This window comes from Phycicoccus elongatus Lp2, assembly GCF_000367525.1.
Classification (GTDB): Bacteria; Actinomycetota; Actinomycetes; order Actinomycetales; family Dermatophilaceae; genus Phycicoccus_A; species Phycicoccus_A elongatus.
In genome coordinates, this window is record NZ_HF570956.1 from 699,152 (window position 1) to 710,417 (window position 11,266).

Annotated in this window: 8 protein-coding genes and 1 pseudogene; 8 read left to right on the top strand and 1 reads right to left on the bottom strand. The window is 71.0% G+C overall.

All coding sequences use genetic code 11. The annotated features are described in order from the left end of the window. The 8 genes from BN10_RS17190 to bar form a co-directional block, all read left to right on the top strand. Nucleotides 1-240: hypothetical protein (locus tag BN10_RS17190; RefSeq protein WP_040750886.1), on the top strand; the 240-nt coding region annotated here is incomplete at its 5' end. Beyond that, nucleotides 237-1,187, top strand: a complete 951-nt coding sequence (locus tag BN10_RS03350; protein ID WP_010849751.1) for a carbon-nitrogen hydrolase family protein — start codon at nucleotides 237-239, stop codon at nucleotides 1,185-1,187. The genes BN10_RS17190 and BN10_RS03350, both read left to right, overlap by 4 nt. 164 nt (nucleotides 1,188-1,351) lie before the next feature. After that, the gene (locus BN10_RS03355; RefSeq protein WP_010849752.1) at nucleotides 1,352-3,484 is read left to right on the top strand and encodes a hydantoinase/oxoprolinase family protein; all 2,133 of its coding nucleotides are present in this window, start codon (nucleotides 1,352-1,354) and stop codon (nucleotides 3,482-3,484) included. Next, the gene (locus BN10_RS03360; protein ID WP_010849753.1) at nucleotides 3,481-5,496 is read left to right on the top strand and encodes a hydantoinase B/oxoprolinase family protein; all 2,016 of its coding nucleotides are present in this window, start codon (nucleotides 3,481-3,483) and stop codon (nucleotides 5,494-5,496) included. The genes BN10_RS03355 and BN10_RS03360 overlap by 4 nt, the downstream gene beginning before the upstream one ends. A 155-nt stretch (nucleotides 5,497-5,651) precedes the next feature. Continuing rightward, nucleotides 5,652-6,818: a CaiB/BaiF CoA transferase family protein gene (locus BN10_RS03365; protein ID WP_040752403.1), complete on the top strand. Its 1,167-nt coding sequence runs from the start codon at nucleotides 5,652-5,654 to the stop codon at nucleotides 6,816-6,818. Beyond that, the gene (locus BN10_RS03370) at nucleotides 6,811-8,316 is read left to right on the top strand and encodes a carboxyl transferase domain-containing protein (RefSeq protein ID WP_010849755.1); all 1,506 of its coding nucleotides are present in this window, start codon (nucleotides 6,811-6,813) and stop codon (nucleotides 8,314-8,316) included. The genes BN10_RS03365 and BN10_RS03370 overlap by 8 nt, the downstream gene beginning before the upstream one ends. A gap of 132 nt (nucleotides 8,317-8,448) precedes the next feature. Continuing rightward, the gene (locus BN10_RS03375; RefSeq protein ID WP_010849756.1) at nucleotides 8,449-9,405 is read left to right on the top strand and encodes a carbamate kinase; all 957 of its coding nucleotides are present in this window, start codon (nucleotides 8,449-8,451) and stop codon (nucleotides 9,403-9,405) included. Nucleotides 9,406-9,459: 54 nt separating this feature from the next. Beyond that, complete coding sequence (gene bar / locus BN10_RS03380; RefSeq protein ID WP_010849757.1) at nucleotides 9,460-10,602, top strand: barbiturase; 1,143 nt, start codon at nucleotides 9,460-9,462, stop codon at nucleotides 10,600-10,602. Between the two features lie 120 nt (nucleotides 10,603-10,722). Here bar and purH read toward each other — a convergent pair. Beyond that, nucleotides 10,723-11,266 (bottom strand): annotated as a pseudogene (purH, locus tag BN10_RS03385) (bifunctional phosphoribosylaminoimidazolecarboxamide formyltransferase/IMP cyclohydrolase); the annotation flags it as partial.

Genomic DNA, 11,266 nt, shown 5'->3' on the forward strand with positions numbered 1-11,266 from the left:
ATCGCCGGCGAGCGGCCGGAGCAGGTCCCCGTCGAGGGCGGGGCCGGCGGGGACGCGCCCGTTGCCGCGGGCGCGCCCGCAGTCGTCGGGCAGTCGTATGCCGGCCGCACCGCGACCGCGACCGCGAACGCCAACCTCTCGCTGGAGGGTGCTGCCGGCTTCGCCCTGGGCACCGTCGTCGGTGGCCTGCTCGTCGGCATCGGCGTGCTCATCGGCTCGCGGCTCGGTCGGCGCCGATGAGGGCCTTCACCGCCGCCGCCGTCCAGCTCGCGCCGGTCGCCGGGCCGCTCACCGCGGAGTCGGTGGCCGCCAACGTCGCCAAGTGCGCGGCATACGTCCGGGACTGTGTGGCCGCGACGGGCGCCGAGCTCGTCGTCCTGCCCGAGTCGGCGACGACCGGCTTCACGCCCGGCATCGCGGCCGAGGCACTGTGGGAGCTGATGACGGAACTGCCCGCCTCCGGGTCGGCCGAGGGGACGGTGGTCGCCCCGATCGCTTCCGCTGCGCAGGAACTCGGTGTGCACGTGTGCGTCGGCACCTACGAGCGGGGGCCCTCCCCTGCAGTGGTCTACAACTCCTCGGTGCTCATCGGCCCCGACGGCAGCATCCTCGGTCGCTACCGCAAGACCCACCCGTTCTGCTCGGAGATCGTCACCGGTGGCGGCTGGGTGACCCCGGGCGACACGGTGGCGGTGTGCGAGACCGATCTGGGCAAGATCGGCATGATCATCTGCTTCGACGGCGACTACCCCGAGTTGTCCCGCATCCAAGCGGTGCAGGGCGCCGAGGTCATCTGCCGGCCGTCGGCGCTGCTGCGGTCGGCCGACATCTGGGAGCTCACCTCCCGCGCGAGGGCCTATGACAACCACGTCTACGTCATCGGCGCCAACGCCGTGGGCGCCGACCCGGCCGGAGTGCTCTACTTCGGCAACAGCCACATCGTCACTCCGGTCGCCCACATCATGGCCAAGGCGGCGACCCACGAGGGGTGGGTGAGCGCTCGGCTCGACCCGGAGGAGGCCTTGGCATCGCTCACGCCGGGGTCCAACATCGGCCAGGCCTTCGACCACCTGCGTGACCGCAACCTCGACCTGATCCGCGGCCACCGTGACGAGCTCGAGCGCGCCGCCAGCACCTCCTTCCCCCACAAGCACCACTCCTTCAGCGAGCCCGCCACCGAGGAGTGACACCACCCGACCAGATCTCGCACCGGGACACACCCATACCTGTGGGCCCGTGCGAGATCTGTTCCCTGGGAGGTATGCCGGTGGCGAGGGTTGCCGGAGCAGTGCACCTTGGTTGGCAATGACTGCCAAGGCAAGGCGCGCGTCATAGCGGCAGGATCGTCCTCATGAGTGATGGGACGCAGCGACGCATCCGGATCGGCATCGACACCGGTGGGACCTTCACCGATGTCGTCGCCTTCGACGAGGGCGACGGCACCCTGGTGACGACCAAGACGCCCAGCACCCCAGGCAATCCCGCCGACGGGTTCATCGCCGGCATCGAGAAGATCCTGGGCATCGTCGGCGCGACGGGTGACGACATCACCGCCGTCAGCCACGGCACGACGGTCGCCACCAACAAGCTGCTCGAGGGCAAGGTGGAGGCGCTCGGCTTCATCACCACCGAGGGCTACGAGTTCATGCTCGAGATCGCCCGGCAGTCCGTGCCCGACGGCTACGGCAACTCCTACTTCTGGGTCAAGCCGGACCGGATCGTCCCGGCCGACCGCGTCAAGACCGTCGGTGGCCGACTCGACTTCACCGGCGCCGAGTTGCGGCCCTTCGACGAGGAGGGCGCCGTCGCCGCCGCTCGCTGGTTCAAGGAGCAGGGCATCACGACCCTGGGCGTCTGCTTCCTGCACGCCTACGCCAACGACGAGCACGAGCTGCGGATGCGCGACATCCTGCGCCGCGAGCACCCCGAAGCGGTCGTCTCGATCTCCAGCGAGGTGCTGCGCGAATACCGCGAATACGAGCGCTCGATGACCACCCTCGTCGACGCCGCGGTCAAGCCCAACGTCAGCCGCTATGTGACCAACATCCACGAGCGGCTCGACGGCTTCACCGGTGGCCGCCCGATCCCCTTCTACGTCATGAAGTCCAACGGCGGTGTCCTGTCGGCCGACGAGGTCGTCCACCAGCCGATCACGACCGTCCTCTCCGGTCCCGCCGCCGGCGCCCTGGGCGCCGCGCTCATCGCCAAGGTCGCCGGCTTCCCCAAGATCCTCACCTGCGACGGCGGCGGCACCTCGACCGACGTCTCCGTGGTCCTCGACGGCGAGCCCACCCTGACGACGGAGGGCTCGGTCGGCGCCTACCCGAGCAAGATCCCGATGATTGACGTCGTCACCGTCGGCGCCGGTGGCGGCTCGATCGCCTGGCTCTCCCCCGAGGGCACCCTCAAGGTCGGCCCACACTCCGCCGGCGCCGACCCCGGCCCGCTCTGCTACGCCAAGGGCGGCACCCAGCCGACGATCACCGACGCGCACGTCACCCTCGGCCGGATCCCCCCGCACCTACTTGGCGGCGAGATCCCCCTCGATGTGGAGGCGGCGCGGCGCGGGATCGAGGCCCTCGCCGACGACCTCGGGCTCGACTTCGAGCGGTGCGCCACAGGCATTCTCGAGATCAGCGCGTGGAACCAGGCCAACGCCCTGCGCCAGGTCAGCGTCAAGCGAGGCCTCGACGTCCGTGACTTCATGCTGACGACCTTCGGCGGCTCCGGGTCGCTGCTGGCCTGCCGGCTCGTCGACATCCTCGACCTCGCCGGCGTGGTGGTCCCGCCCAACCCGGGCAATGTCAGCGCCTTCGGGCTGCTCACCGTCGACGTCAAGAACGACTACGTCCAGACCCACGTCACCAAGGAGTCGGGGCTCGATTTCGGTGCCGTGCAGGCGATCTTCGACGACCTCTCCGAACGCGGCCGGCGGGCCCTCGACAAGGAGGGCTTCGCCGCCGACACCCACCGCTTCGTGCGGACCGTCGACGTCCGCTACGTCGGGCAGGCCTTCGAGGTCCGCGTCCCCGCTCCAGATGGCATCGTCGACGAGGCGTATGCCGCGAAGGTCGCCGACCGCTTCCACACCGAGCACAAGCAGCTCTACGGCTACGACTTCCGGGGCGACCCGACCCAGCAGGTCGAATGGGTCAACCTGCGCGTCACCGGCATCGGCCCGATCACCAGGCCCGAGATCCAGCGCCTCCCCCGCAACGTCCGCCACGATGGTGGCCAGGACGTCCACGTGCCGGACGCAACGGTGAGAGAGGCCGTGTCCGGGCGGCGTGAGGTGTGTTTCGACGCCGAGCACGGCTACCTGACCACCGATGTCTACGACCGCGCGAAACTCGGCGCGGGAGACCAGTTCAGTGGCCCGGCCATCGTCGAGGAGTTCGGCTCGACCATTCCCGTCCACCCCGGCTTCGTCGTCCGCGTCGATGACTTCGGCAACCTCGTGATCCGCAAGGAGGGCGCCCGATGAGCGCTTCGACATTGACCGACGGCAACCCCCGCGGCGGCAGCGCCGTCGACCCGGCCTACTTCACCGCCGCGCCGGCGAACCCGGCCGGGCTGCCCACGGCATACGAGCACGGGGGGCGGCTGACCCCGGAGGGGACCACGGTCGACCCGATCCTCGTCGAGATCGTCCAGGGCACTCTGGCGAGTGTCGAGATGGAGGTCGAGACCGCCATCGGGCGCACCAGCCGTAGCCCGATGATCCGCGACGCCCACGACTTCCGCGCCGGCATCCACGACCGGCAGCTGCGCAAGCTCACGGGGCGCTCCTACTCCGCGCTCGTCCACCCCGTCGCCCGCGACTATCCCCTCGCGGAGATGAAGGAGGGCGACGTCTTCTTCCACAACGACGTCTACGAGTCCGAGGGCGGCATCGGCCACCTCCCGGACCTCTGCGTCACGGTCCCGGTCTTCCACGAGGGCGAGGTCGTCGCCTTCGTCCAGGCCTTCGGGCACCACGACGACATCGGCGGGGGCTGCCCCGGCTCGATGCCCTCGGGTGCCACGAGCGTCTACGAGGAGGGCCTGGCCGTCCCGCCGATCAAGCTGTGGGACCAGGGCGTGCCCAACAAGAGCGCCCTGCGCATCATGACCCGAAACTCGCGGATGCCCGATTCCCTTGCCGCAGACCTCGATGCGGAGTGCTCGGCCTGCCTCATGGGCGCCCGTCGCCTCGGTGAGCTCTTCGCGCGCTACGGCCGCGACCAGATCGAGGCGGCCTTCGACGCCATCCTCGACGCGACGACGGAGACCTACCGGCGCGAGATCCTCTCCAAGATCCCCGACGGCACCTACGTCTGGGAGGACTACGCCGAGCACGACGGTGTCGACGACCCCAAGCTGCACACCCAGCGGATCACCCTGACCAAGGTCAGCGACGCGCCAGCCGACCCCGAGCACGGTCGCCCCGCCGGGCCGCGGCTCATCCTCGACTTCACCGGCACCGCGCCGCAGGCCAAGGGCCCGATCAACCACTGCGGCGACTACGTCGGCGGCAACTTCCTCAAGAAGTGGCTCGCCCCGATCCTGCGCAACCTCGCCGACACCCCCGAGCGGATGGCCGAGCTCGACGTCAACGAGGGCATCGTGCCACTCATCGAGATGCGCTTCCCGGAGAAGGGCACGCTGCTGACCCCGATCCACCCCGGCCCGACCAATGCCCGCACCTTCGTCATCCTGCGGCTGCTCGGGGTGCTCGCCGGCGTCGTCGCCAAGGCCGTCGACGGCAAGATGCCTGCCGACCAGGAGACGATCCGCTACACGGGCGTCTACGGGCACGACCGCGACGGCAACGACTACCTCATGCGTGAGGTGCTCGGCGGCGGCTCCGGTGGGCGCTACTACGCCGACGGCGAGGACACCATCCACGTCGTCCCGGACTCCCGCAACCTGCCGACCGAGTTCACCGAGGGGCGCTTCCCGTTCATCGTCGAGCGGCTGGGTCTCGCGGTGGATTCCGGTGGCGCAGGCCGCTATCGGGGTGGCCTGGGCTACGAGAAGCACATCCGGATGGTCAAGGACGCGCACTTCATGTCGATCGCCGACCGCTCGATCCTCGCCTGCTGGGGCGTCAAGGGCGGCAAGGCCGGCGCACCCTTCCAGGTGACGATCGACCCGGGCGGCCCGGAGGAGCGCGAGGTCGACGCCCTCGCCGATGCCGAGCCGATCCGCGCCGGCCAGGTCGTCCGGATCCGCACGACCGGCGGCGGCGGCTGGGGCGACCCGCTCGAGCGCCCCTACGACGAGGTGGAGCGCGACCTGCGCTGGGGCAAGGTGTCCTTCGAGGGTGCGCGCACGGCATACGGCGTCGTCGCGAGCGGCACCAAGGACGAGCCGGTCATCGACGTCGCCGCCTCCGACGCGCTCCGAGGGCAGTTGCGGGGCGACCGCGGCGAGGACGCCCCCTTCTTCGACCGGGGGCCCGGGTATGCCGCGCTCGCCGGCGGTTCCGCTGCCAGTGAGTACGACTACGTCTGACCGCGGCGTTTGCGCAGGTCGTTGACCGTCTGTGCAAACCCGGGCAGGTCCAAACGCGGGAGGGCGGCGTGCTGGCGACCTGCGCCCACGGCATACCACTCCGTTCGGCAAGGGGTGCCAAGGCTGGGGTGGGCACCCGCTGGCAGAGTGGCTCCATGAGTGCACCCCTGGACGGCATCCTCGTCATCGACCTGTCGCGTGCCCTGGCCGGCCCGCAGGCCGGCCAGATGCTCGGCGACATGGGCGCGCGCGTCATCAAGGTCGAGTCCGACACCGGTGACGACACCCGCGGCTGGGGCCCGCCCTTCGTCGGCCCCGACGACGCGCACATCTCGACCTACTTCCTCGCCGCGAACCGCAACAAGGAGTCGATCGTCCTCGACCTGAAGTCCGACGACGGCCGCGACGTCCTCACCCGGTTGGCGCAGCGGGCCGACGTGCTCATCGAGAACTTCCGCCCCGGGGTCCTGGGCCGGCTCGGCTTCTCGACCCAGCGCCTCCACGAGCTCAACCCACGCCTGGTCGTGCTGTCGATCAGCGGCTTCGGGCACGACGGTCCCGAGGGCGGACGGGCCGGCTACGACCAGATCGCCCAGGGCGAGGCGGGCCTGATGTCCGTCACCGGTTCCGACCCGGACGACCCGCAGCGGGTCGGTGTGCCGATCGGCGACCTCCTCTCGGGGATGAACGGCGCCTTCGGCGTCGTCACCGCCCTCTACGAGCGCGAGCGCACCGGCTTGGGCCGCGTCGTGCGCACCTCGCTGCTCGCCAGCGTCATCGGCGCGCACGCCATGCACGGCACGAACTACCTCGTCGGCGGCAAGGTCGGTCGGGCCCAGGGCAACCACCACCCGTCGATCGCTCCCTACGGGCTGTTCCAGGCGTCCGACGGCCCGGTCCAGGTCGCCTGCGCGGCCGAGAGCCTCTGGGTGAAGTTCGCCGAGGCCTTCGGGATCGACCCAACGACATCGGGATTCGAGACGAACCGGCAACGGGTCGAAAACCGCGACGCCGTCGTCGCCCGCGTCAACGAGGCCCTCGCCGGGCACACGAGCGAAGAGGTCCTCGCCACCTGCGCCCGGGTCGGCGTCCCCTCGGGGAAGGTCCGGACGATCGACGAGGTCTACACGTGGGACCAGGTCGCGAGCCAGCACCTGCTCCAGAAGCTCGACCATCCCGTGCTGGGCCAGATCACCGTCCCGGGGTCACCGCTGCGCTTCGACGACAACCCCTACGCCGGCGGCCGCGCGGACAACCTTCCCCCGCCCGGCCTCGGCGAGCACTCCCAAGCCATCCGCACCTGGCTCGCCGACGATGAGTGAGCCGCCCCCGCGACGGCTGGGGGCACGCGCCCTCTTCGAGGCGGTCCTCGACGAGGGCACCTTCGGCTCCTGGGACAACGCGCCACTGCCGGTCGCGGCCGACGGAAGTGCGTATGCCGCCGAGCTCGCCGAGGCGGCGGCGAAGGCGGGAACCGACGAGTCGGTGATCACCGGCGAAGGTCGCATCGGCGGTCGCCGGGTGGCCCTCATCGCCGGTGAGTTCCGGTTCCTTGCCGGCTCGATCGGCCGCACGAGTGCCGAGCGCGTGGTCCTCGCCTTCGAGCGCGCGACCCGCGAGGGCCTTCCCCTCTTCGCCGCTCCGTCCTCTGGCGGCACCCGGATGCAGGAGGGCACGCCCGCCTTCGTCACCATGGTCAAGATCAGCGCGGCCGTCGCCGCGTTCAAGGCGGCCAAGCTCCCCTACATCACCTACCTGCGCCACCCGACGACCGGTGGGGTGTTCGCCTCCTGGGGCTCCCTGGGCCATGTGACGGTGGCCGAGCCGGGGGCGACGATCGGCTTCCTCGGTGCACGCGTCTACGAGGCGCTCTACGGGCAGCCCTTCCCCGAGGGCGTCCAGACCGCCGAGAACCTCTACGAGCACGGCCTGCTCGATGCCGTCCTGCCGGTCGAAGGGCTGGCCCAGGTCGCGGGCCGCTTCCTCGACCTGGTGCTCGCACCCCGTTCGCCCGAGGTCGTCGCCGACGTGCCGATCGAGCCACTCGAGGAGGTCGACGCGTGGACGTCGATCGCTGCCTCGCGTCGCCCCGACCGGCCCGGGGTGCGCGAGCTGCTCCGGTATGGCGCCCACGACGTGCTGCCCCTCTTCGGCACCGGCGCGGGCGAATGGGACCGGTCACTCTTCCTTGCCCTCGCCCGGTTCGGCGAGGTCCCGTGCGTGGTCCTCGGTCAGGATCGGCGCCGGGAAACTCCGGAGAAACCCCTGTCCCCCAGCGGTCTTCGGGTGGCACGACGTGGGATGCGCCTGGCGACCGAGCTCGACCTGCCGCTGGTCTCGATCATCGACACCAGCGGAGCGGCGCTCTCCCGCGAAGCCGAGGAAGGCGGTCTGGCCGGTGAGATCGCCCGCTGCCTGGCCGAGCTGGTCGTCCTCGCGGAGCCCACCCTCGGCGTCCTGCTCGGGCAGGGGACCGGCGGTGGGGCGCTGGCCCTCATGCCCGCCGACCGGGTCATCAGCGCCCAGCACTCCTGGCTCTCGCCCCTGCCGCCGGAGGGGGCCAGCGCGATCCTGTACCGCGACACCGCCCACGCCCCCGAGCTGGCCGCCCAGCAGCGAGTCCGGTCGACCGACCTGCTCGCCGACGGCATCGTGCACCGCATCGTGGCCGAGCGCCCCGACGCCGCCGACGAACCGGAAGCCTTCTGCCAGCGCCTCGCCCAGGTCATCGCCCACGAGCTCGGCGAGCTGAGCGCCATGAAGCCGGCGTCGCGCCTCGCGGCCCGCCACAGCCGTTACCGCAACCTCGGGCTGGGGTGAGGGGTGGGCGAGGAGTGCCAAGCGCCACGGAGGGCTTGCGACAAGGTGTGCCAAGGTCGCGTGTGACGCAGGTTCCCTAGGCTCGTCCCCACGACGGGCAGCCGGCCCGGCGCGACTGGTCGAGGAGGACGCATGCGGGTCGTCATCGCCCTCGGCGGCAATGCCATGACCTCGCCCGACGGCAGCGCCCGGCCCGAGGACCAGATCGCGGCGATCCACACGGCGATGGCGGCGACAGCCGACCTCATCGCCGCCGGGCACGAGGTCGTCGTCACCCACGGCAACGGCCCGCAGGTGGGCAACCTCCTCGTCAAGAACGAGCTGGCCGCAGCGGTCGTCCCCCCGGTCCCCCTGGACTGGTGCGGTGCCCAGACCCAGGGGACGATCGGCTTCACGATCCTTGACGAGCTGGAAGGTGCACTCGCCGAACGCGGTTGTGCGACACCGGTCGCCGCCCTGGTCAGCCGCACCCGCGTCGACGCCGACGACCAGGGTTTCACCCATCCCAGCAAGCCGATCGGCCGCTACGTCAGCGCCGAGGCCGCCCGAACCATGATCGATCACGGCCAGACGTGGGAGGACCGCGGCGAGCGTGGGTGGCGCCGGCTCGTCGCCTCACCGGAACCGCGGGAGTTCCTCGAGGCGGGCACCGTCAGAACGCTTCTCTCCCAGGGGTATGCCGTCGTCGCAGCAGGCGGTGGGGGCATCCCGGTCGTGGCCGGCGAGCACGGCCGACTGCACGGTGTCGAGGCGGTGATCGACAAGGACCTCACGGCGTGCCTGCTCGCCCGGTCGGTCGACGCCGACGTCCTGGTCATCGCCACCGACGTCGCCAACGCCGCCGTCGACTGGGGCACCCCCACCCAGCGCGACCTGAGGTCGGTGACGGTTGCCGAGATGCGCGCTCACGCCGCTGACGGACAGTTCGCCTCCGGGTCGATGGGCCCCAAGGTCGAGGCCGCGCTCCGTTTCGTGGAGGCTGGTGGCCCGCGAAGCGCCATCACCTCCTTGGACCGGATCGGCGAAGCGCTCGAGGGGCGCGCCGGCACGGTCATCGCGAACCCTTCCCCCGCAGCCGGATCCGCGTAGCGGTAGCCGGCCCCGCGGCATACCGATCGAACACCCCAGGAAAGGAAAGAGACCGTGCCCGAACCCATCGAGGTCCGCAAGGTACCGATCAAGACCGTGTCCGACGCGTCCGGGCTCGACGAGCTCATCACGTCCGGGGTCATGGAGGCCGGCCGCGTCATCGCCATCATCGGCAAGACCGAGGGCAATGGCGGCGTCAACGACTACACCCGGATCCTCGCCGACACCGCCTTCCGCGACGTGCTGCGCAAGCACGGCGTCGACGAGGAGCAGGTCAAGGGCGTCCCGATCGTGTGGTCCGGAGGCACCGATGGCGTCATCAGTCCGCACGCCACGATCTTGGCGACGATCCCGGCGGACGAGGCCGAGCAGACCGACGAGCCGCGCCTCACGGCCGGCTTCGCGATGAGCGAGAAGTTGCTGCCCGAGGAGATCGGCTACACGCCGATGATCGAGAAGGTCGCGGCCGCCGTGAAGGTGGCGATGGAGCGGGCCGGCATCACCGACCCGGCCGACGTGCACTACGTCCAGACCAAGACCCCGCTGCTCACGATCCACACGATCCGCGACGCCAAGTCCCGAGGCAAGACGGTCTGGACCGAGCACACCCACGAGTCGATGGACCTGTCCAACGGCGCGACCGGCCTGGGCATCGCCGTCGCCCTCGGCGAGATCGACATGCCGACCGACGCCGACGTCATGCACAACCGCGAGCTCTACTCGTCGGTGGCCTCGTGCTCCTCGGGTGTCGAGCTCGACCAGGCGCAGGTCGTCGTCGTCGGCAACGCGCGCGGCATCGGCGGGCGCTACCGGATCGGCCACTCGGTCATGCGGGACGCCCTCGACCAGGACGGCATCTGGGCCGCGATCAAGGACGCCGGGCTCGACCTGCCCGAGCGGGCGCACTGGTCCGATATCGACGGGCGCCTGGTCAACGTCTTCCTCAAGTGCGAGGCCTCGCAGGACGGCACCGTCCACGGTCGCCGCAACGCGATGCTCGACGACTCCGACGTGCACTGGCACCGGCAGATCAAGTCATGCGTCGGCGGCGTGACGGCATCGGTCACGGGCGACCCGGCGGTCTTCGTGTCGGTTTCGGCGGCGCACCAGGGCCCCGAGGGCGGCGGCCCGGTCGCTGCGATCGTCGACCTCGGCCAGGGTGAGCCGACCGGCTACCGCCCGCCCGCCAAGGCCTGACCCCCCGCTACGTCCGCCAAGGTGGTTGGTATGCCGTCACCTTGCCGGACGTAGCGCAGTCCCCCCTCGTCACGTCCGGCGAGTTGACACCAGGGCAACCACCTTGCCGGACACAAGGGGTCAGTGGGCGAAGTGGCGCGTCCCGGTGAAGTACATCGTCACGCCGGCGCGCTCGGCCGCCTCGATGACCTCGGCATCACGCACCGAGCCACCGGGCGCCACGACCGCACGCACGCCCGCGTCGAGCAGGATCTGCAGGCCGTCGGCGAACGGGAAGAAGGCGTCCGAGGCAGCTACTGCGCCGCGTGCCCGCTCGGCCCCATCGGGCCCGGAGTTGGCCCGCGACACCGCGAGGCGGCACGAGTCGACCCGGTTGACCTGACCCATCCCGATCCCGACCGAGGCGCCGTCGCGGGCGAGCAGGATCGCGTTGGACTTCACCGCGCGCACCGCCCGCCACGCGAACTGCAGGTCGGCCAGCGTCGCGTCGTCCGCGGCCGCACCGGCCACGAGCCGCCAGTGGGCGGCGTCGTCGCCGCCGGTGACCGTCCCGGCCTCGTCGGTCGCGACGGCGTCGATCCGGTCGACCAGCTGCATGAGCAGGCCACCGGAGATCGGACGGATCTCGACCCGGTCCCCGGACGCCGCCAGAGCGGCGGGGGGG